The sequence below is a fragment of the Fonticella tunisiensis genome (assembly GCF_004364155.1).
Taxonomy (GTDB): Bacteria; Bacillota; Clostridia; order Clostridiales; family Caloramatoraceae; genus Fonticella; species Fonticella tunisiensis.
On sequence record NZ_SOAZ01000005.1, the window covers coordinates 144,184 to 167,068 of the forward strand.

22 protein-coding genes, 1 pseudogene and 1 other annotated feature are annotated in these 22,885 nt (G+C 38.1%); of the genes and pseudogenes, 2 read left to right on the forward strand and 21 right to left on the reverse strand.

Annotated elements, in window-relative coordinates; all coding sequences use genetic code 11:
• Positions 1–7: 7 nt before the first annotated feature.
• From typA to EDD71_RS04855, 14 genes are all read right to left on the reverse strand, one after another.
• Positions 8–1,843, reverse strand: a complete 1,836-nt coding sequence (typA, locus tag EDD71_RS04790) for a translational GTPase TypA (protein WP_133627608.1) — start codon at positions 1,841–1,843, stop codon at positions 8–10.
• A gap of 94 nt (positions 1,844–1,937) precedes the next feature.
• Positions 1,938–2,408: a QueT transporter family protein gene (locus EDD71_RS04795; RefSeq protein WP_133627609.1), complete on the reverse strand. Its 471-nt coding sequence runs from the start codon at positions 2,406–2,408 to the stop codon at positions 1,938–1,940.
• A 13-nt stretch (positions 2,409–2,421) separates the two neighbouring features.
• Positions 2,422–2,772 carry a YlbF/YmcA family competence regulator gene (locus tag EDD71_RS04800; protein ID WP_166636341.1) on the reverse strand — a complete coding sequence of 117 codons (351 nt, stop codon included), beginning with the start codon at positions 2,770–2,772 and terminating at the stop codon, positions 2,422–2,424.
• 112 nt (positions 2,773–2,884) lie between these two features.
• A complete protein-coding gene (locus EDD71_RS04805) occupies positions 2,885–4,552 on the reverse strand; it encodes a ribonuclease J (protein ID WP_133627611.1) in 1,668 nt (555 codons plus the stop codon).
• 259 nt (positions 4,553–4,811) lie between these two features.
• Positions 4,812–5,273, reverse strand: coding sequence for a Fur family transcriptional regulator (locus EDD71_RS04810; RefSeq protein WP_133627612.1), 462 nt, complete (start codon positions 5,271–5,273; stop codon positions 4,812–4,814).
• Positions 5,274–5,999: 726 nt separating this feature from the next.
• The gene (gene feoB / locus EDD71_RS04815) at positions 6,000–7,841 is read right to left on the reverse strand and encodes a ferrous iron transport protein B (RefSeq protein WP_133627613.1); all 1,842 of its coding nucleotides are present in this window, start codon (positions 7,839–7,841) and stop codon (positions 6,000–6,002) included.
• Complete coding sequence (locus tag EDD71_RS04820; RefSeq protein ID WP_133627614.1) at positions 7,841–8,077, reverse strand: FeoA family protein; 237 nt, start codon at positions 8,075–8,077, stop codon at positions 7,841–7,843. Before EDD71_RS04820 ends, feoB begins: the two co-directional genes overlap by 1 nt.
• A 106-nt stretch (positions 8,078–8,183) precedes the next feature.
• Positions 8,184–8,870, reverse strand: coding sequence for a DNA/RNA nuclease SfsA (gene sfsA, locus EDD71_RS04825; protein ID WP_166636342.1), 687 nt, complete (start codon positions 8,868–8,870; stop codon positions 8,184–8,186).
• 45 nt (positions 8,871–8,915) lie between these two features.
• Complete coding sequence (locus EDD71_RS04830) at positions 8,916–9,200, reverse strand: DUF1292 domain-containing protein (protein WP_133627616.1); 285 nt, start codon at positions 9,198–9,200, stop codon at positions 8,916–8,918.
• Between the two features lie 61 nt (positions 9,201–9,261).
• Positions 9,262–9,675 carry a Holliday junction resolvase RuvX gene (ruvX, locus tag EDD71_RS04835; RefSeq protein WP_133627617.1) on the reverse strand — a complete coding sequence of 138 codons (414 nt, stop codon included), beginning with the start codon at positions 9,673–9,675 and terminating at the stop codon, positions 9,262–9,264.
• A gap of 440 nt (positions 9,676–10,115) precedes the next feature.
• Positions 10,116–10,373 (reverse strand): IreB family regulatory phosphoprotein, encoded by a 258-nt coding sequence (locus EDD71_RS04840; RefSeq protein WP_133627618.1) that lies wholly within the window; start codon positions 10,371–10,373, stop codon positions 10,116–10,118.
• A 243-nt stretch (positions 10,374–10,616) separates the two neighbouring features.
• Positions 10,617–13,262 (reverse strand): alanine--tRNA ligase, encoded by a 2,646-nt coding sequence (gene alaS / locus EDD71_RS04845; RefSeq protein ID WP_133627619.1) that lies wholly within the window; start codon positions 13,260–13,262, stop codon positions 10,617–10,619.
• A gap of 46 nt (positions 13,263–13,308) precedes the next feature.
• Positions 13,309–13,513, reverse strand: a binding site (T-box leader).
• 47 nt (positions 13,514–13,560) lie between these two features.
• A complete protein-coding gene (locus EDD71_RS04850; RefSeq protein WP_166636343.1) occupies positions 13,561–14,568 on the reverse strand; it encodes an AI-2E family transporter in 1,008 nt (335 codons plus the stop codon).
• 10 nt (positions 14,569–14,578) lie between these two features.
• Positions 14,579–15,091: a PRC-barrel domain-containing protein gene (locus tag EDD71_RS04855; RefSeq protein WP_166636344.1), complete on the reverse strand. Its 513-nt coding sequence runs from the start codon at positions 15,089–15,091 to the stop codon at positions 14,579–14,581.
• 94 nt (positions 15,092–15,185) lie between these two features.
• Between EDD71_RS04855 and EDD71_RS04860 the strand changes: the two genes are divergently transcribed.
• Complete coding sequence (locus EDD71_RS04860) at positions 15,186–16,424, forward strand: O-antigen ligase family protein (protein ID WP_133627622.1); 1,239 nt, start codon at positions 15,186–15,188, stop codon at positions 16,422–16,424.
• 90 nt (positions 16,425–16,514) lie between these two features.
• Here the strand turns inward: EDD71_RS04860 and nifU are convergent, their stop codons facing one another.
• From nifU to EDD71_RS04885, 6 genes are all read right to left on the reverse strand, one after another.
• Positions 16,515–16,940: a Fe-S cluster assembly scaffold protein NifU gene (nifU, locus tag EDD71_RS04865; RefSeq protein WP_133627623.1), complete on the reverse strand. Its 426-nt coding sequence runs from the start codon at positions 16,938–16,940 to the stop codon at positions 16,515–16,517.
• On the reverse strand, positions 16,941–18,128 hold the full coding sequence (gene nifS, locus EDD71_RS04870; RefSeq protein WP_133627624.1) for a cysteine desulfurase NifS: 1,188 nt from the start codon (positions 18,126–18,128) through the stop codon (positions 16,941–16,943).
• A 2-nt stretch (positions 18,129–18,130) separates the two neighbouring features.
• Positions 18,131–18,577 (reverse strand): RrF2 family transcriptional regulator, encoded by a 447-nt coding sequence (locus EDD71_RS04875; protein ID WP_133627625.1) that lies wholly within the window; start codon positions 18,575–18,577, stop codon positions 18,131–18,133.
• A 303-nt stretch (positions 18,578–18,880) separates the two neighbouring features.
• The gene (locus tag EDD71_RS04880) at positions 18,881–20,194 is read right to left on the reverse strand and encodes a replication-associated recombination protein A (protein ID WP_133627635.1); all 1,314 of its coding nucleotides are present in this window, start codon (positions 20,192–20,194) and stop codon (positions 18,881–18,883) included.
• A gap of 255 nt (positions 20,195–20,449) precedes the next feature.
• Positions 20,450–20,608 carry a hypothetical protein gene (locus EDD71_RS15230; RefSeq protein ID WP_166636345.1) on the reverse strand — a complete coding sequence of 53 codons (159 nt, stop codon included), beginning with the start codon at positions 20,606–20,608 and terminating at the stop codon, positions 20,450–20,452.
• Between the two features lie 96 nt (positions 20,609–20,704).
• The gene (locus EDD71_RS04885) at positions 20,705–21,151 is read right to left on the reverse strand and encodes a GNAT family N-acetyltransferase (RefSeq protein ID WP_133627626.1); all 447 of its coding nucleotides are present in this window, start codon (positions 21,149–21,151) and stop codon (positions 20,705–20,707) included.
• A gap of 347 nt (positions 21,152–21,498) precedes the next feature.
• Here EDD71_RS04885 and EDD71_RS04890 point away from each other — a divergent pair, with 347 nt between their 5' ends.
• Positions 21,499–22,017, forward strand: coding sequence for a hypothetical protein (locus EDD71_RS04890; protein WP_133627627.1), 519 nt, complete (start codon positions 21,499–21,501; stop codon positions 22,015–22,017).
• Between the two features lie 385 nt (positions 22,018–22,402).
• Here the strand turns inward: EDD71_RS04890 and EDD71_RS04895 are convergent.
• Positions 22,403–22,885, reverse strand: a pseudogene (locus EDD71_RS04895) (transposase); the annotation flags it as partial.

The following is a 22,885-nucleotide window of genomic DNA, read 5'->3' on the forward strand; positions in this document are numbered from 1 at the left end:
TTAAAACCTATTTTCCCTTTAACTTTGAAGCTTGTCCCTTTTTTCTAAGGCTGCAATCGAGTATTTTCTTTCTCATTCTTATATTTTTCGGAGTCACCTCAACAAGCTCATCACTTGCTATAAACTCAAGGCACTGCTCAAGGCTCATCTCTACTGGAAGTGTCAGCCTTAATGCCTCATCTGAACCCGCTGCCCTCATGTTGGATACATGCTTTTTCTTACATACGTTAACGTCTATATCTTCAGCCCTTGAGCACACTCCGACTATCATCCCCTCATAAACAGGCGTTCCAGGACCTATAAAGAGGGTTCCCCTTTCCTGAGCATTATAAAGGCCATAGGTCACTGCTTCCCCTGTTTCAAAGGCCACAAGGGCTCCCCTGCTTCTTTCAGGAATATCACCCTTAGCAGGCTCATATCCATAGAAAATATGGTTCATAATTCCGTTTCCCTTTGTATCTGTAAGGAACTCACTTCTATATCCTATTAGTCCCCTTGCAGGAATCTTAAATTCTAGCCTTACATATCCGTTTATGGCGGATGTCATGTTTACCATCTCAGCCTTTCTAACTCCAAGCTTTTCCATAACGACTCCCATAAACTCTTCAGGAACATCTATCGTTAAATACTCTATAGGTTCGTGAAGAACACCGTTTATCTCCTTAAATATAACCCTTGGCTTGGAAACCTGCAGCTCATAGCCTTCCCTTCTCATGGTTTCAATAAGTATTGAAAGATGAAGTTCTCCCCTTCCTGAAACCTCAAAGGAATCGGTGCTGTCAGTCTCATTAACCCTCAAACTTACATTTGTTTCAAGCTCCCTCATAAGCCTATCCCTTAAATGTCTTGACGTTACATACTGACCTTCCCTTCCAGCAAATGGGCTGTCATTTACACTGAAGGTCATGGATATCGTAGGCTCATCTATTGAAACGAAGGGAATTGCCTCAGGATTTTGTGGGTCTGCAATGGTCTCTCCTATGTTTATATCGGGTATACCGGAAACGGCTACAATATCACCAAGGGATGCCTCCAAAACCTCTTCCCTTTTCAATCCATTAAAGGTATATAGTGTAACAACCTTGGCGGTTCTTACATCCCCCTCACGCCCACATATGGCAACCTGCTGATTTTTCTTTATTCTTCCCCTTGCAATCTTTCCTATTGCTATTCTTCCAACATATTCGTTTGAATCAATTGTAGTTACAAGCATTTGAAGGGGTTCATCCATATAACCTGAAGGTGCTGGCACGTGATTTATAATGGTCTCAAAAAGGGGTTTTAAGTCCTCTGACTCTTCCTCCATGTCAAGCTTTGCTATTCCTTCCTTCGCTGAGCAGTAAACAGTAGGGAATTCAAGCTGCTCATCATCTGCACCAAGCTCTATAAATAGTTCAAGAACCTCATCAAGCACTTCGTTAACTCTCTGATCCGGCCTGTCAATTTTATTGATTACAACGACGGGTTTTAACTTCAACTCAAGGGCCTTCTTTAAAACAAACCTGGTCTGAGGCATTGGTCCCTCAAAGGCATCAATAAGAAGAAGGACTCCATCAACCATCTTTAAAACCCTTTCAACCTCTCCACCAAAATCTGCATGACCAGGTGTATCAACTATGTTGATTTTTTTACCCTCATACATAACTGCAGTATTTTTTGAAAGGATCGTAATTCCCCTTTCCCTCTCGAGGTCGTTTGAGTCCATTACCCTTTCGTCAACCTTCTCGTTGCTTCTAAAAATACCGCTCTGCTTTAGCATTCCATCAACAAGGGTAGTTTTACCGTGGTCTACGTGGGCAATTATCGCTATATTCCTTATATCATCCCTCACAAATCTATCCATAAATAGTCCTCCATTTTTCCAAAATAAACAGGATATCATAAATGATATCCCGTTTCAACAAACATTTTAATTCTAATCAAAAAGTCTTAAAATGTCAATGTATGTCTCTTCCTGTTATCCTTTCAAATACCGATGCAAGTATTAAGCCAAGCACTCCTGCTGATACGAATTCACCAAAACCTATGGTATATACCGTTGGAAGGTAGGGAAGGTTTGAAAACTTACTTACCCATATTGCAACAATAAATGCATTTAAAAGTATAGGCGGCAATACTGCAAGATATTTATTTGGCATTTTTGATGTTAAATATGCAGCCGCCAGCGTCGTCAAGCTTCCAAATACTATATCAACTAAACCCAGGCCGCCGAATATGTTTGCAAGAAAACATCCAATAAAAAGCCCTGGTATTGCTGCAGGTTCAAAAAAAGGCAGTATGGTCATCGCCTCAGAAATTCTCAGCTGAACCGGGCCAAAGGACGTTTCCCCCATCACAATGGTCAATACCATATAAATCGCTGCTATTACACCTGTTTTTACTATGTACTTTGAATCAAATCTATCCATTTGCATTCCTCCACTATTTATTTTGTCCAAAATCCAAGTCTATATCCACCGCATCCCCCAGTATTTTCATTATATCCTCCCAGAGCCTTGAAAACCTCATTTCCGCCCCTAAAAATTCCCTTATATCTGAGTTTAAAGAGATTATACCCATAAGGTTATTTATTGCATCCATTTGCTCCTTAGAAGGCTCCTTACCCTCCATCTTAAGTTTATACATCTCAATCTGTTTATTTCTGAAATCATCCACCATTTTTTTATTCTTTTCATTAGCTTTAATTTTATCCAGAGCCCTTTTATACTCAACTACCTCAGGAGCAACTTTTAAAGCCCTCGCAAGCTCATGGGCCTTATCATAAACACTCACATAACCACCTCCAAATATTATCAATTATTTTGTAACATAAAATAACCCTTAATTCAAGAACTTCATGCCCTTTAGAATTTTTAATTAAAAAGAGCCCCTTCAGGCTCTTATTCTATATCTCCATAATTATTGGTAATATCATCGGCTTTCTCTTAGTCTTTTCATATAAAAAATCTCTTAAATCTTCTTTAATTTCTGATTTTATAGCTGCCCACTCCGTAATCCTGCTTTCAAGACACCTGTCAAGGGCCTTTTTAACGACACTTCTAGCCTCCTCCATAAGATCCTCGGACTCCCTCACATAAACAAATCCCCTTGATATTATATCAGGGCCTGCAATAACCTTTCCTGTCTCCCTTTCGATGGTAACCACAACTGTAAGTATCCCATCCTGTGAAAGATGTTTTCTATCCCTTAAAACTATGTTTCCAACATCACCAACGCCAAGGCCGTCAACCAAAACCTGACCCGCAGTTACATGGCCGTTTAACCTTGCGCTGTCAGATGTCAATTCAAGCACTTGACCAATATCCGTAATGAATATATCTTTCTCATCCATACCCAGCCTTTGAGCAAGCAGTGAGTGCTGCTTTAAATGCCTGTATTCTCCATGTACCGGCATGAAAAACTTTGGCCTAACAAGGGTGTGTATAAGCTTTAACTCCTCCTGCCTTGCATGACCTGACACATGAACTTCGGCAAGGGATTCATATATTACGTTGGCTCCCTTTTTAAACAGTTGATTTATGACCCTCGAAATAAGCTTCTCATTGCCCGGTATCGATGTTGCAGAAATAACAACTACGTCCCCTTCCATTATTTCAACCTTTTTATGCTCGGACGTTGACATCCTCGCAAGGGCCGACATGGGCTCTCCCTGGCTTCCCGTTGTTAAAATAACTATCTTACCGTTAGGATATTTTTGTATATCATCTATGCTTATTATAAGTCCTTCAGGCATTTGAAGATAACCCAGGTTTCCTGCAACCTCAACTATATTTTCAATACTTCTTCCGGATATTGCAACCTTTCTATCATATTTTTGGGCTGCATCCACTATCTGCTGAATTCTATGAATATTGGATGCAAATGTAGCCACTATTATCCTGTTGTCTCCGGCATCGCTGAATATCTTTTCAAAGGTATCTCCAACGGTCCTTTCAGACATCGTGTATCCGGGCCTCTCAACGTTTGTACTGTCTGCCATGAGAAGAAGAACTCCTTGCTTTCCAAGCTCTGCAAGCCTTGCAAAGTCCATAACCTTGCCGTCAATTGGAGTATAGTCAACCTTAAAGTCTCCGGTATGTACTATTATTCCGGCGGGAGTATGCAGTGCTAATGAACATGAATCGGGTATGCTGTGGTTATTTCTAATGAACTCCACTTTAATATCTCCAAAGCTTATAACATCTCCGGAGTTTACAACATTAAGCTCAGTATCCTTTAGCAGGCCATGCTCCTTTAACTTGTTTTCCACGATACCAAGGGTCAGTCTGGTTCCATATACAGGCTTATTGAGCTGCCTTAAAATATAAGGAAGAGCGCCGATATGATCTTCATGTCCATGGGTCAGCACAATTCCTTTTACCTTATTCTTGTTTTTCAAAAGATATGCTATGTCGGGTATTACAATATCAATACCGAACATCTCCTCCTCGGGAAACATCAATCCGCAATCAATGACCACGATTTCATTTTTATATTCAACGATGGTCATATTTTTCCCAATTTCGTTGATTCCCCCGAGTGGAATAATTTTAACCTTATCCCTATTTGTCAAATATCGTCCCTCCTCTTAAGAGCAAATTTCTCCGACCATTACCAATAATGCTATTATACTGTATGAATGCTGCAATTATCAACATATAATTTAAAATTTATGTAAATCAAAGGACAACACAAACTATACCTGCCTTTATAGTTTTACCTTTTAATGAAAATTTATTATTTACTACTAAAGTCCAGGCCTCCAGTAAACAAAAACCCTTAAAGCAGGCTTTGGGTACTTTAAATTCCAGCCTACTTTAAGGGATAAAATTTTACTTGTTTACATCCTCTTTGCATTTGCTGCAGTAACCATAAAACTGAACGTTGTGATTGGTAATATAAAAATTATATTTTTTCTCTATTTCCTTCTCAATGGACTCCAGAAGGTCATCCTCCACCTCCTCAACCATTCCGCAGTTTGAGCATATAAGGTGATGATGCCTGTGATCCTCATCATTATGTACAAGCTCATATCTGTTGCATCCATCATCAAAGTTAACCCTTGATACAACGCCCATCTTCTCTAAAAGCTGAATGGTTCTATAAACCGTTGCAAGCCCTATTTCAGGACACTCTTTTTTAACTACGTCATAAATTTCTTCTGTTGATAAGTGTTTACCTTCATTGGCTATCATTGCCTCAAGCACTGCCCTCCTCTGAGGGGTGAGTTTATAGCCTTCTCCCTTCAACAAATCCTTTAATTTTTCATTATCTGCTTTTGAAAGAGCTGACATAATTACACCTCAATTTCTATTAAATATTACTTTGAGTTTATAATTTTTCTCATCCATTGTCAAGTAATATTCAATTGATATTGATTTTTAAAAACTCTGCAGAGGATTTCTGCAGAGTTTTTAAAAATCAATATATTATTTTATCGCAGCACCTTTTGGAATATAAAACGGGCATAAAAAGTTAATTTAATCCGCTGTGCTAGTTCAGAGGGTTAGCGGAGATAAAAAATATATGAAATTCACATGAAGCGAGCAAATAGAAGTTCTTGGCGAAGGGATGCAGAAAAATCCTAGAACTTTCGTTTATTTGAGAGAAGCGAGTTTAACGAAAGTTCTTGATTTTTCAAATCCCGAGACTTAGAACTTCTTTGCTAAGCGTGCTGGTGAATGAAATATATTTTTTATCGCAGCGCCAATCCACAAATTTATCTAGCACAACGAATTAATTTATTTCTTGCTTATTTCAATATTTTTTGATGGGCATTTTGCACAATTTCCAGAGCAATTAAAGCAGTCTATAAGCTTCGTTCTACATCTTGGACACACCATAGAATCTTTAACCTTATATCCGCATGTGGGGCATTTTATTTCCATAATTCCACCTTCTTATATTGACTTGTTGTGCCATTCCTTATAAATAGGCTGAGATAAAAATATATGGAATTCACATTTAGCAAGCAACCGGAAGTTCCTAAGGGAGTGGAAGGACAAAACTTGCCCGATACATTAAATTATGATCAGGGCAAGAAGTCCTCCCACCACAAATGCGCTTACAAAGCTGCCGAGCCATATGCTTATCGCCTCTTTTTTGCTTCTCTCCTTAAACATAACCATAATTGAAGCGATGCATGGTACAAAAAGAGTAATGGTTACAAGGGCCACAACAGTCTGGGCATGTGTTAAAGTAAGATCCGTAAGACCTGCAGCTCCAAAGTCCCTTCTTATAATACCCATAATAAAGGCTGTTGCTGCTTCCTTTGGAAGCTTGAGCATCCCAACGGTAAAGGGTTTAAATAAATCCTGAATTACCACAAGTATTCCTGTCTCGTTTAATAAAGTAATTATCAAAGCACCCAGTGCAAACAATGGTGCTGCCTCTTTAATAAACATGGAAGTCTTTGACCATGTTTTCTTAAGTACATTTATAGTTCTTGGCAACCTGATTGGAGGAAGATCTATAAACAGATTGGACGATTCCCCTGGAAGCACCCTGTTTAAAGTCGTTCCGGTAATTACAAAAACCAAAAGTATCGTTAAAATGTATATAAGTAGATACTTAGCACCCAGAGGAGCAATCATTCCGGCAATGACTCCAAGCTGAGCGGAACATGGTATCGTCATCCCTAAAAGCGCCGTTGCAATAACCTTTTCCCTTCTGGTCCCCAAAAGCCTTGTAGTTATCGTAGCCATTGTTACACATCCAAATCCAAGTATAAGAGGAATTATAGCCCTTCCATTAAGACCGAAAAATGAGAGAACCCTATCCGTTAATGCAGCAATTCTTGGAAGGTATCCGGAATCCTCCATTAGCGACATAAAGAAATAAAACGCTATTACAAGGGGAAGTAAAAGTCCAAAAACATATGTTGGTGTAAGGGTTAAAAGGCCATACTCACCTGCAAGTGCTCTATATATTATATTCCCTTCACCAACAACTTTTGAAATTATTCCTCTTACGAATGGTTCATAATATCCCTGCATCAATGTACCTTCAGTGAAATCAACTACATTACCCGCCACATAAACACCTATAAGCTTGTACATTATATATAGCACAAGTATAAGCATCGGTATTCCAGTAATCGGGTTTAACATATAATATCCCAGCCTTTGCCTGAAGGTATTTCCTCTTCCTTCTTTTCTGATTATCCTTGATACAATTTCATCTACCCTCTGCCTTCTTAATTTATAGGCCTCTTCTCTCTTTCCAGTAGCTTCCATATTATACTTGTCAAGTATGGTTTCATCATCCTCAACAATCATTAAGGCTTCGCTCTGCTCCTCAACCCTGTCAATATAATCCTTCATCATTTCATAGATTTTAGGGTTAACCTTTCCCACAGCTGCCTTATATAAATTTTTCTTGACCTCGTCTATTCCCTCTCCCTTTACGGCAACGGTTGGTATAACAGGCACTCCCAAAAGCCTGCCAAGTTCCTGGACATCAAGCTGTATACCATTTCGCTGTACATCATCCATCATGTTGAGAGCAACAATAACAGGCTTTCCCATATCTATAATTTGAAGAGTCAAAAACAAGTCTCTTTCTATATGGAGTGCATCCACCACATTGAGTATAATGTCTCCATAGAGTATAACATCCCTCGCTACCCTTTCCTCGTCGTTAAAGGATGATACACCATAAACACCAGGAGTATCTATCACCACATCATTTCCATATCTCCCATGTGAAACATCCACCGTTGTTCCCGGAAAATTAGAAACATCAACATATACTCCAGTAAGAGCATTGAAAAAAACAGACTTCCCTACGTTTGGATTTCCAACAAGAACTATTTTTTTAGCACCCTCGGGAATATCTATCTTTAATCCTTCACAACAGTTCATTATGCCCCCTCCTTCACGTCATTAACCTCAATCATTATGGACTTGGCAAGCTTTCTGCCTATTGCGATCTCCTGCATCCTGTTGCTGAGTATAACAGGACCAAAAGGAATCTTCCCGGAGCATTTTACCTCAACACCTTCGTATAATCCCATCCTTATTGCCTCAACTCTAATCTGTTCATTGGGAATGTTTTTAATTATTATTTTTTGACCTTTTCTGGCTTTGTCTAGAGTCATGGAAGAACCCCTCCTAAATTGATAATCATTATCAGAACATAATTAAAAAAATAATGAAATTTCTTCTCACTTAAATTATATACAATACTGATAATGATTGTCAATATTAGAAATATACTTTAATTTCTTCCAAAATATATATTTCATCCTCACTTATGCTGCATTTATATGCCCTTACGTCAATACCCCCATCGTATGCTTCCTTTAGCTTTTCACCAAACTCCCTGTCAATTTTGTAGTTTGGAGTGAATTCCTTTACGTAGTCCATAAATGCAACGATTACAACGGCAGCCCTGTACCCATCCTCCACTGCCTTTATAAGCTCTCCTATGTGTTTTCTCCCCCTCTCAGTTGGGGCGTCGGGGAACATTGTTGTGCCATTTTCCTCATAGGTACCACATTTAACTTCAACAAAGGTTTTATATTCCCCGTCAATAAAAAAATCTATCCTGCTGTCTCTAAAGGACACTTCTCTTTTTATGTCACCCTTAAGCCAGTTTATTTTTCCACTTCTTATCCCGTCTTCGAAAACTCTGTTTGCCAGAGGTGAATTTATGCATATAAGATGGCCGTTTTTGTTCACAAACATCATGCTGTATTTAGTTTTTCTGTCAGGTTTATTTGACTTTACAAGGGTAACCTCTACCCCCTTATGAAGCAGTTCCTTCATCCTCCCGGTATTTGGTACGTGCACCCTTTGAGCCTCACCATCTACAAGCACCAGTGCTTCAAACCTGTTAATCCTTTCTAAAAAAATTCCCTTAATCTTTTCTCCTTCAATTTTTACACTCAAGCTATCACCCCTTAAAAGAATAAGGATATACCTGTCGGTATACCCTTATTCTTCATCCTCAAACTCCTCTTCGTCGGCTGTTTCAAGCCACTTTTCATAAGCGCTTGCTACCTTTTCAAATTCCTCATCATCTTCAATTTCGCTAAGTATCTCGTTGCCTTCCTCGTCAACATCAACCTTCATAGCAACTGCTTCTTCACTTTCCTCATCATCCAGCGGATAAAGTATATAATATACATTTCCATCAACTTCAAGATCAGTGATTATTTCAAACTCTGTTTCTACGCCATTCTCATCCTTGAGAACAACCACATTATCCATTTCTTCCATAAGATACACCTCTTTCATATTTATACTGTAATTTTAATTTTAAACCAGGATATTGTCAACACTATTTATTTATTCTATCCAGATAGCTTTGAAGAATAAATGTAGCTGCAACAGTATCTATTACCTCCTTGCGCTTTTTTCTTGAAACATCAGCCCCTATAAGCATTTTTTCCGCCGCAACGGTTGTAAGCCTCTCATCCTGAAAGTCGATTTCCATTCCCGTTTTGCTCTTCAGTTTTTCACAAAAGCTTAAAACCATCTCTCCTGTAGGTCCTATTGTATTGTTCATATTCTTTGGAAGGCCTGAAACTATCTTCTCTACATTATATTCCCTTATAATGTTTATTATTTCTTCAATATCTTTTTTAATACTCTTTCTTCTAATAGTTTTTATTCCCTGTGCAGTCCACCCAAGGGGGTCGCTCACAGCTACGCCTATTGTTTTTTCTCCTATATCAAGTCCCATTATGCGCATCAAATACTCTCCTTCCATAAATTAACGCGTTGTGATAGTTTTATTTACAAAAGACGCTGTGATAAAAAATATATTGTTCTCACAACCACGCTTGCGCACAGAGGTTCTAAAGCTCGGGACAGCTGGAAGTTCTTGGCGAAGGGATGCAGAAAAATCCTAGGACTTTCGTGACTTAAGCAGGGCGAGTTTAACGAAAGTTCTTGATTTTTCAAATCAAAAGCCCTAGAACTTCTTTGCCAAGCGCAAAAAGTGAATGGAATATATTTTTTATTACTGCTTTCTTTAAATGAAAAGCTTGCACAACAAATTAATTAAAGTATAAAATTTAGGACGGCACATATAGTACCGTCCGTATGCATCAACACCATGTCTAAAATTCCAGCACTTACGGGATAAAAAGGTATGAATGATTATGTAAGATTACATACTGTTTTTTGAATTTATTTTTCATCCAGATAGTTTCTCAAAAGTTCCTCCAGTATCTCGTCCCTTTCAAGTTTTCTTATCAAAGCCCTGGCATTATTATAGCTTGTTATATATGTAGGATCACCGGACAAAATGTAACCAACCAGCTGATTTATAGGATTGTATCCCTTTTCCTTTAGAGATTTATATACTTCCTGAATTATATCTCTCGTCTTATTATCTTCATTCATCTGGAATTTAAACTGCATGGTTCCTTCAGATCTTTCAGACATATTCCCACACCTTTCTTAAAAACTGTCCCTAGAATTAATATATCATGATATGGTTTTTAAAGCAAATATCATATATCAATTTTTTAACTCTTTATTCAATTTTTTCCCACATTCATGATATAAGTTTAAAATTTTAACAGGTTTTATCTCCGATAAAACCTGCTAAAATTACGTATAAATCTTCCTTGTTATATATTCAAATAGATTCTCACTGAGTTAACCCATCATGTTTGAAATTATTTTTTATTTTAACATACCCTCAACTATTCCATAAACAGCATTTAATGCTTCATCCACCTTTTCCTTGTTCTTGCCGCCGGCCTGGGCCATATCAGGCCTTCCACCGCCGCCTCCTCCTGCAATCTTTGCAACTTCCCTAATTATATTTCCTGCATGCGCTCCTCGGGAAACTGCGTCCTTACTTGCCATTGATATAAAGATCACCTTATCGCCTGCTGTGCTTGCAAGCACAACAACCGAATTTCCAAGCTTATCCCTCAGTTTATCGCCAAGGTTTCTAAGTCCATCAACATCCAGATCAACTACGGCAGTAACGACTTTAACTCCTTTTATATCCCTTGAAGCATTTAGTATTTCATCTGCAGCATTTGAAGCCATCTTAGCCTTAAGGTTTTCAATTTCCCTTTCCTTTTCCTTGAGTTCAGCTATTATCGATTCTGCCCTTCTTACAATATCCTTAGGTGTTGTTTTAAGTGCAGCTGCAGCTTCTTTTAAGGTTTCCTCAAGATTATCAACATACCTGAGTGCTCCCTTTCCCGTTACAGCTTCTATTCTTCTAACTCCTGCAGCAACTCCAGACTCTGATATGATCTTAAACATACCTATTGCCGAAGTGTTGGCTACATGGGTTCCTCCACAAAGTTCCATGCTGAAGTCGCCAGCCTTTACAACCCTGACAACGTCTCCATATTTTTCTCCAAAGAGCGCTGTAGCTCCCATTCTTCTGGCCTCATCAATTCCAGTTTCAATGGTTTCAACCTGAAGGGCTTCCAGAATTTTTTCGTTCACAATGTCCTCAACCCTTCTTAAGTCCTCAGAGGACATAGCCTCAAAATGGGTAAAATCAAACCTTAATCTGCCATCTTCAACAAGAGAACCTGCCTGCTCAGCATGGCTGCCCAAAACCTTCCTAAGTGCTGCATGGAGCAGATGGGTTGCAGTATGGTTTCTTGCTATGTTCATTCTTCTTGCTTTGTCTACTTTTGTTTTCACAACGTCGCCCACATTAAGAGTACCTTCTAAAATCTTTCCAATGTGAAGTACCTTGCCGTTTGCACTCTTTCTGCAATCTGTTACCTCGATCTTTACCCCTTCACCTTCGATAATTCCTGTATCTCCAACCTGGCCTCCCATCTCAGCATAGAAGGAAGTTGTATCAAGAATTATGGATACTTCTTTCCCGTCATTTACATTATCAACAATCTCTTCATCTTTTACAATCACAAGGACCTTACCCACGGCCTCAAGGCTGTCATATCCCTTAAATTCAGTCGAAATTTCAGCTGGAAGCTTTGAGTAAACGTCTAAATCCCTTCCCATATAGTTCGTTTCTTCCCTTGCTGATCTCGCCTTCTGCCTCTGCTCCTCCATCTCCCTGTTGAAACCTTCCATGTCAATATCCATTCCCTGTTCCTCAAGTATTTCAAGTGTAAGCTCAGTTGGGAAGCCATATGTGTCATAGAGCTTAAATGCCCTGTATCCGTTTAAGGTTTTTCTGCCTTCCTTTTTAAGCTCTTCAATATATTCATTAAGTATTCCTATCCCCTGGTCTATTGTTTCGTCAAACCTTTCTTCCTCAATCTTTATAACCTTCCTTATATATTCCCTCTTCTCCTCAAGCTCTGGATATGCACCCTTTGAGTTTTCAATAACCAAATCGCAAAGCTCATACAAAAATGGACTGTTTATTCCAAGAAGTTTGCCGTGCCTTGCTGCTCTTCTTAAAAGCCTTCTAAGAACGTATCCCCTTCCTTCGTTTGAGGGAATAACCCCATCGCTTACAAGGAAGGTTACACTTCTAATGTGGTCAGTTATTATCCTTAAGGACACGTCTTTTTTGCTGTCCCTGTTATATTCCGTTCCTGCTGCTTTACATACAGCATTTAGTATTTCCTTCATGGTGTCTATTTCAAATATGCTGCCAACACCCTGCATTATTGTTGCAAGTCTTTCAAGCCCCATTCCTGTATCTATATTTTTATTTTCAAGCTTTGAATAGCTTCCATCCTCATTCCTGTTGAACTGTGTAAAAACAAGGTTCCAAAACTCAACAACCCTGTCCTCATCTCCAGCCTTTATGAATTCCTCAACTGTTTTAATCTGTCCCTTTTCAGGGGCTCTATCAAAATGAATCTCCGAGCATGGACCACAGGGACCTGTAACTCCTACTTCCCAGAAGTTATCTTCCTTTCCAAGTCTGAATATCCTTGATGGGTCTACGTCTGTCCTTTTTGTCCAGATTTCATAGGCTTCATCGTCTTCAAGATATATGGTTACATATAACCTATCCTTTGGCAATTTTAAAACCTCCGTTACAAACTCCCATGCCCATGGAATGGCATCCTCTTTAAAATAATCGCCAAAGGAAAAGTTTCCAAGCATTTCAAAGAACGTTGCGTGCCTTGAAGTTTTACCTACCCTGTCTATATCACCGGTTCTTATGCACTTCTGGCAGGTTGTCATTCTCCTTCTTGGAGGAACCTCCTGCCCGGTGAAGTATGGCTTAAGCGGTGCCATACCTGCGTTAATAAGAAGCAAACTCTTATCATTCCGTGGGATAAGTGAAAAGCTTTGTGCCCTTAAATGGCCCTTGTTTTCAAAGAAAGAAAGGTATTTTTCCCTCAGTTCATTAACTCCCATATAATTCATAACACAGCCTCCTTACTTACGTGTACAATTAAAAAACCCCCGCCCCTGCAGGGACGAAGGTTAAACTCCGCGGTACCACCCTTATTACCATAAGGTCACTCATGCATATAACGGATGCCTCCGCCTCTGCCTACTTCAATTTCAGCAGGGAACTCCGGGACTGCTTCTACCCCGATTTCTAAAGGCTTGCACCTGCCGCCTTCTCTCTTAAAGCAAATACAGGATATACTCCTTCCCTTCAACGTCTTTTTCTAACTCGAAATTATTATACAAAAGGTGTATAGGGTTGTCAATTCCGTTAATATAAATTTTTCATTATATATCGGTATGTAACCTTGATGGCGCCAGCTGCAGGAATTGAAAGTACAAGTCCCCAACCACCAAAAAATTTTCCTCCAAGAATCAGTACTATCATAACGATGACGGGATGTATGCCTATGGTATCACCCATAAGCTTTGGGGCTACAATTGAACTTTCAACCTGTTGAATTACAAAGAATGCAGCTACAACCATTATGGCCTTGTTAACTGATTCCGCAAGCCCTGCAAAAAGAGCAGGCAAAAGCCCTATAACGGGGCCAAAATATGGTATTATGTTTGTAATACCGTTTATAAAAGCTATTATTATAGCATACCTGATTTTGAGTATAATCAATGCAAAAAATGTTAGAACGGCAATTATTATTGACAGTATTATCTGGCTCTTTATAAAGCTTCCTATTATCTTATCAATTTCATGTCCAAGCTCAATGGCTTTGCTCCTTATTCGCATTGGAATTATTGATTTGATTATTTTTAAAAAATACTCCGTATCAATGAGAAAATAATACACAAACACCGGCGTAAGTATATATGTAGGTAGTTCCATTGTAAAATCTATAAGCTGATTAAAGAACCTGTTAAGGTAATCGACCATAGCTCTTTCAACTCTTAAGAGGCTACTGTTTGCTGCATTTTTAAGATACAATGGAAGTTTGTCATAGCCTATTTTATTCAAATACTCGCCGGCCATGCTGCTGTAGCTGTCTGTATTTTTCAAAAACTCCAGCATATCCCTGAGAAGCCCCGGAATTATGAAAAATATTCCAAGGAATGTAAATGCCAGAAGCAGCAGAAGGGTTAACAAGACTGCTGTTTTTTTCCTTAGCCCTCTCCTGACCAAAAGCTCGACCATTGGATTTATAAGATAGGCCAAAACTATGGAAAAAAGTATGGGTTTTATTATGCTTCGTGAAATATACAATATCAATATAATTATCCCTATGAATATGAGAATAAAAATTTTCTTTACGCTGCTGCTTACCATTTTCCACATCCTATCCCATAAGCTTTTTGAAGGAAATATCGTTTATGATGTCGAGGTTTCCCTCCTCTATAATTATTTTTTCATTTCCCAGTACAGTTTTTCCATCTACAATGATTAACTTTCTTCCATGAAGAAAATCTTCAAAAAAGCCCCTCGTACATATTAGCGCCTTAATATTTCCCACCTTTTCATCAAAAATAATATCTGCAAGGTTTCCTATAAGCTCCCCCTTGTTTGTAATAACTTCTTTTCCAATGTAATCATGGGCTGCCAATCCTCTGCTTTTCTTTAAAGCAAGCTTATTTATTCTATAAAATCTACCCTTTGAAATTATACAGTCGCTATAATGCTCAATTTCACCCAAAGGCACAACGAAAAGCGATGGTATAACTCCCCTGCCTGAGACTATAAATGAACAGATTCTATTGTTTCTGGGATCTATAACACTATCCTCAACTGTTCCTCTTACCCTTCCGTTATAATCAACTACGCTGCAGCCTTTAACATCGAGAAATCTTTTCATAAAATCACACTCTCTGTCAAGTTTTAAATTTAGTAATACTTGCTGTTTGAATTGTTTATAAATATTAATAAAACAATATCTTAAGGGGTGAAAAATGCTCACAAGGGTTTTAAATTTAATTTTTATACTTATTATTTGCATAGTTCCGCTAATTATAACTCCCTGGGCTCCAGACTATTATTACTATCCAAAGATCATTGCAATATACGCCCTTGCCTTTATATTAGCCGTAATATCTATATTCCTTTCAAATAGTAAAACGCAAAAGCGTTTTGAAGATATTGTTGTGGTTTTATATTTACTATGGATAACCCTTTCAACATTATTTTCCATCGATATAAATAGGGCATTTCTGGGGAAGGACTACAGATATGAAGGTCTTCTATCACTGACATGTTATATATTGATTTACCTTACTGCCTCAAAGTTTTATTCTTACTCAAAAAAACACGTTCCAATACTTATCGTTTCATCTGTTATAATATGTATTTACGGAATTATTCAGTACTTCAACTTCGACCCCATACCTTCAGACGGCATTAGAACGGCATGGGAAAGATATGCCTATTCAACGACCGGAAATCCTAACTTTCTCGGCAGTTATATTGTACTTATTCTTCCTGTATGCATATTTTGTTATATAATCTCAAGAAAATATGCTTATCTGTTTTCATCTGGAATTTTATATATGGCGCTGCTTTGCACGCGTACAAGAAGCGCATGGATAGGAGGGGTCTTTTCCGGCATTCTCCTTATAATATTAATATACATACGCCGGATTGAATTAAAGCCCATGATTTACATATTAATACTTTTTTCAACTATAACACTGGGTTTAAACTATTACAGCAATCATGAAGTAAAGAATAGGTTTGTCTCAATTCTTTCCGATGCAAAGGCCGTTGCTACTAAGGCACCGGATTATGAAAGGGCAGGGTCAACACGTATATTTATTTGGAAAAAATGCCTGAAACTCATAGCCACAAAGCCAATATTTGGATTTGGGCCCGACACCCTCGATATTCTCTTTATGAAAAATTTTTATGAAGATACAAAAAAATATTTTGGAGACCTTTCGGTGGATAAGGCCCATAATGAATACATTCAAATAGCTGCTTCATCGGGTTTGCCTGCAGCTATCCTATATCTCACCTTTGTAGGGGCAATTCTTTTCAAATCCTTTAAAAACTTTAAAAAAAATATCCTGATAATACCTCTGCTTTGCAGTATATCAGGATACCTTATACAGGCCTTTTTCAATATAAGCGTGGTATCTGTAGCACCCGTGTATTGGGGGTTTTTAGGAATATTATCGGGCATGGCACATAGTTGATGGGTATACTGCCAAGATAAAAAATATGCAGCGGTGGAGCAAATGCCCCGCCCCTCATTTCAACAACGACCTTTTCCTTCATTGCTTCGTCTACTCACCAATGTCATGATGGTCGTCATCATAGTTTTTATCGTCTTTCCATGGCTCAAGACCATGCTTTATTCTATAGTCATTTATAGCCTTGTGGATTGCACCTTCTGCAAGCACCGAACAGTGCATTTTAATTGCCGGAAGTCCTCCAAGGGCTTCTGCAACGGCCTTGTTTGTTAGCCTCCATGCCTCTTCAAGGGTCTTGCCCTTGATAAGTTCGGTTGCCATGCTGCTTGATGCTATTGCCGCTCCACATCCAAAGGTTTTAAACTTTACATCCTTTATTATGTTATCCTCAACATCAAGGTATATTCTCATTATATCTCCGCACTTTGGATTTCCTACTTCTCCAATTCCATCTGCATTTTCAATTTCTCCAACGTTTCTTGGATTCATAAAATGATCCATTACCTTATCGCTGTACATTTACCTTCCCCCCTTAATGAAATTTTCATATAGTGGCGACATATCCCTCAGCCTTTGAACTATCTTTGGAAGTACATCAAGCACATAATCTACATCTTCTTCAGTGTTTTTATCCCCCAGCGAGAGCCTGAGTGACCCGTGGGCAATCTCATGGGGCAGCCCTATTGCAAGAAGTACATGGGATGGATCAAGTGAACCTGAAGAACATGCACTTCCCGTGGAGCCATATATACCGCTCTGGTCAAGAAGAAGCAGCAAGCCTTCTCCTTCTATAAACTTGAAGCTTACGTTGATATTTCCAGGAAGCCTTTTTTCAGGATGACCGTTCAGTTTCGTATATGGTATCTTCTCCAGTATTCCATTTAAAAGCCTATCCCTTAATGCCCTTATTCTGGCATTGTGTCCCTCAATATCAGCTGTTGCAAGCTCTATAGCCTTTCCAAGCCCAACTATTCCAGGAAGGTTTTCGGTACCTCCCCTCCTTTTTCTTTCCTGCCCACCTCCATGTATGAGGTTTTCAATCCTTATTCCCTTTCTTACATAAAGAGCTCCAACTCCCTTTGGACCGTAAAACTTATGGGCTGCAAGGGAAAGCATATCTATATTCATATCCTTTACGTTTATTTCTACATTTCCTATTGCCTGAACAGCATCTGTATGAAATATAATTCCCCTTTCCTTTGCAATCCTGCCTATCTCTTCAATTGGCTGAATCGTTCCTATTTCATTGTTGGCAAACATGATGGAAATAAGTATGGTTTTGTCTGTAATGGAATTCTTTAATTCTTCAAGATCAATTACCCCGTTTTCATCAACGGAAACATATGTAACTTCAAAGCCTTGCTTTTCAAGGAATTCACAGGTATTAAGGATCGCATGGTGTTCAATTTTCGATGTTATAATATGGTTTCCCTTAGCCCTGTTTGCAAAGGCAGCTCCTTTGATTGCCCAGTTGTCCGCTTCAGAACCTCCTCCTGTAAAATAAATTTCCTCGGGAAGAGCGCCAATAGCCTTTGCAACCTTTTCTCTCGCTTCTTCAATTGCACTTCTTGACTTTCTTCCAAGGGTATAAACTGATGAAGGATTCCCAAACTGTTCGGTAAAATATGGAAGCATAGCCTCAAGAACCTCTGGCTTTACATATGTAGTTGCAGCATGATCCATATAAACTATTCTCTTGCTGTCCATAATTATTCTCCCCTCTTTTCATCATTAACCTTTACCATTTCAAGGTAGTCATTTATCATATCCTGAAGTGTTATTGAATTTATAACCTGATTTACGCTATCGCTTATTTTCAGCCACAGCAGCCTTGTTGCACAGTAATTGTACCTTGAGCAATTAACCACCTCATCGGTTATGCATTCCGATATTTCAATGGGGCCTTCAAGCACGTTTAATATATCCGCTACAGTTATTTTTTCCGGCGGCATCGAAAGCACATATCCACCCTGTGCCCCCCTTGTGCTCTTTATAAGCTTAGCCTTTCTAAGACTTGAAAACAGCTGTTCAAGGTAGTATTCGGAGATATGCTGTTTTTCAGCTATAGTTTTTATCGAAACGGGTTCACCACCATAGTGAAGGGCCAGCTCAAACATGGCCTTTACACCATATTTACCCTTTGTTGAGAGCCTCATTAAATCACCCCAAATCCCGAGTAAATCGATAAGATATCGCCATTTTCAGATTATCATAGTTGAGCAAAACTGTCAACATTAAACAGTCAACATGTATTTTCATCCTTATTTTGTTTAGAGATTTGAAAATTATTCATGCATACCTTCAAAATAACTTGTTGCGCCAGCCATTTGTGAACATGGGTCGATAAAAAATATAAGAAATTCACATAAAGCGTGCATTCCATCCCAAACCTTAGAACGTCTTTGCTAAGGGTTTTCAATGCTATCTGCAGAAAGGAGAAGAGATTTTTAGGCAACCATCTATTTATTCCTCAATTTATTCAGTCTCTCCTTTATCCTTGCCTCGTATCCATAGCCTGAAGGTATATAAAACCTCTTTTTCTTAATAGAATCAGGCAAATATTGCTGCTCTATATATCCTCCTTCATAGTCGTGGGGATACTTATAGCCAATTCCTCTTCCAAGTTTTTGGGCTCCCTGATAATGTGAATCCCTTAAATGGTAGGGAACCCCTGAATCCTCACCCCTTCTTACCTCCTCAATGGCCCTGTCAATGGCCATATAACTTGCATTGCTCTTTGCTGCACATGCAACGTATATAGCTGCCTGGGAAAGTATTATTCTTGCTTCGGGCATCCCTATAAAATCGACGGCATGGGCAGCGCTTACAGCGACGTTAAGAGCCATTGGATCGGCATTTCCAACATCCTCACTTGCACAAATTACAATCCTTCTTGCAATAAATTTAGGGTCTTCCCCTGCCTCAAGCATCTTTGCAAGATAATAAACAGCAGCGTCAGGATCAGAGCCCCTCATGCTTTTTATAAAGGCAGATATTATGTCATAATGGTTGTCACCGTTTTTATCGTAGGATATCACCTTTTTCTGCATGCACTCAACTGCATCCTCAATGGTTATCCTGACCTTGTTATCCATCGACGTTGAAGTTAGAACCGCCATTTCCAAGGCGTTTAGAGCCTTCCTGACATCCCCTCCACTGTTTAATGCAAAGTAATCGAAAACATCTTCATCAACTTCAACCTCTAAATCTCCGAATCCTTTTTTGCTTTCTATGGCTCTTATCAAGGCCTTCTTTATATCTTCAATACCCACAGGTTTTAATTCAAATATCATCGATCTTGAAATAAGTGCTCTGTTAACCTCGAAATAGGGATTTTCAGTTGTAGCCCCTATTAAAATAATGGTTCCATTTTCCACAAAGGGAAGAAGTGCATCCTGCTGAAGTTTATTAAATCTATGTATTTCATCTATAAATAGAATGGTTTTTTTACCATATAGCTTAAGATTTTCACTTGCTTCCTCCGTTACCTTCCTTATATCAGAAACCCCCGAAGTTACCGCGTTTAATTGTTTAAATTCCGACTTGGTTGTATTTGCGATAATCCTTGCAAGAGTAGTTTTTCCTGTCCCTGGAGGCCCGTAGAATATAACAGAAGACAGGTTATCCGTTTGTATTGCTCTGTATAGAAGTTTATTCTTACCTATAATATGCTCCTGCCCCACAACCTCCTCAAGCCTTTCAGGCCTCATCCTCTCGGCAAGGGGCACGCTGCTTTTCCTGTTCTTTTCCTGCATAACATCGAATAAATCCATATTCATCACCAATACTTATTATACCATACCCGGACTTCTTTGAGCATCCTTACAATAAATGGATTCAGCATTATAGAACTTCCTTGATAAGGGTACTGGTGAACGAAATATGTTTTTATCGCAGAGCCTATCTATAGATATTATCTGCTTTCAATCCAGTTGACTTTTCAGAGTAGAGTAGCACAGCCAGTTTAAACGCAATAAAAATAAGTAGTAACTCATCACAAATTACTACTTATTTTTACACCTTAAGCATTATTGACCCTTCGTTCTCTTCCTTCTTGCTGGCTTTCTTCCCTCTTTAACATCATTTGCTTTTTTGAGAATCTTACAGTATTTTATTACTCTATCTATTTCTTCATTATTTAGACCCTTCAGCCTTTCCATCAATTCCACAAATTCAACGTTGTCCACTCAAATACCTCCTAATATCTTTCTCTATAAAATATTTATTTTTTTTATACATTTTTAGAACAACAAATTGAATTTTGGCGACAACTTTGTTCTACTTTACCTTATTCTCTTTTGCATATAAAAAGTATCAAATTCCTGTACATATGCTCTATTAATAAATCCCAGCCTTTCATAAAATTTTATTGCTTTTTTGTTCACTCCCTGTACTCCAAGCTGTAGAAAGCTTAAATTTATCTGCCTTCCAAACTCCTCAAGCTCTTTAAAAACAGCACTTCCAATTCCTTTATTTTGATACTCCTTTGAAAGCACAATAGTGTTTACATGAAGGAACGCTCCTTTAATCGAATACCATAAAAAACCACAGGGGCACATGTCGCAGAGTACTATATAGGAATATCTATCCATTACAGCCTTTCCTACGAATACATCATAGTCAAAGTCACCCTTAAAGCTTGTAACTATTACTTCGCCCAAGTTTTCTCTTACAAGTTTTTTTATATAGTCGATGTCGTAGTTTTCTGCTTTTCTATATTTTATATCCATAAAATCACCGCAATGATAAATATTTATAAAGGGATAGACAATTTTAAATCTAACATCAAATAACAATTTTTCCTTTTTATGTTAAGATCAACTTCTATATTTATAATATGGATGAAGTTCGAAAAAATGAACTTCTGTGAGAATACATAATAAAAAAATATTACAAAAACATTAAATATTTTTTTATGGCATTTTATGGATAAAACTTAGAATATCAGCAAATATTTAAAAATAAATATGTAATAACATTTTCCCAACAGATTTACCGACATAGAGGACAAATTCAAAATGAGAAAATCTAAAAAATATTGAATGACTGTAAACATTAGCTATCAGGAGGTGTTAAATTGAAAGGCTTTATACTGAAAAACAGAATATTAATCACCATACTTGGAATAATTCTAGCTTCATTAACAGTTTATTATGTGAGTTACAGGTTTACTTACCACACCATTACTGTGATGACAATAAATAAAAATATATCCAAAATCGTTGATAACATCCATATAGTTAACCTCGATGCTGAAAAACAAACCCTTGATGGAAAAACAGCAATTGAATACAGGCTTACCTTTAGATTGCCCTCAGGATATGAGAAAGATGACATAGCAGGGTATGTGAACTTCGCCCTGGGATTTTTTGATAGGACGTGTGAAATATTAGGAACCAGCATGACTCCTCAAAGTTTTAATTATTCTCCCGATGAATCCCAGAGCAAATCCAGAACTTATACAATGGAGTTTAAAGTAACACCAGAAAAGCAGGGCGATGAAGATATTAAATATTTACTGAGCAATGTAAAGAAGGATATTAAAATATTTACATTCAATAAAAATAAGAAAATAAAGGAATTTCAGATCGAATAAAAGAACTCAAAGATAGCTTAACTATGACAATAGGTAGATATGTTATCCTACGTATGCTCTACCTATTATTTTTTTACTGAATAATCACAAGGGACGGTTCACAATTTGACAACACTCACAAAAACTTCATTTCTTCTCTAAAATTACAGGTATTTTACTTCATTAACGCCTACTAGGCCTAATTTTAAGCTGAACTTTTAAGCTCCATATCCCCAAAAAATAAAAAAAGACATTGCTTGTCCATGTCTTATCTTCATCAAAAGAACATTTACCATAAGAATTTTTTGCCCTGCTGTTTAATTTCCGTTTTAAAAATAGAATACAAACTCCTTTAAGCACTTTGGATTAATCCATATTATCTATACTGTGCTATCATCCTAATTTCTTAAGCCGACCTTTCCTTTATAAGTCTATCTATCACGCCCATATACCGTTCATCATTATATGCCAACCTTAGTCCCATTGTCCCAAGCTTTGATATCCTGGATGCGCTTGTGTATCCTAATACCTTGCATATATCACTATGGGTAAAGTTACACAAATACCTCATCAAAAATACGCAAAGGGCCCTTCCCTCCGTTGCCTCCCTTCTGTTTTTGGCGCGAAGAAGCCTCTTGTCTATCCCTGTGCATTTTGATACAAATTCAAGTATCTCCTCAGGGGGAAAGTCCCTAATAAGTATTACCCTCTCGCTTCTATACTGGCTCTTTTCATTTTTAAACTCCACAGTATCTATCATAGCTTGGTTGTTACATGCATAGACAAGCTCGAGGTACAACTTCCTTGCCTTATCTCCATCCTGGCTAAAAAGCTGCATTATAAAATCCTCATCAACTATATTAAAGGCATCCTTCCTTAGGCCAAGATA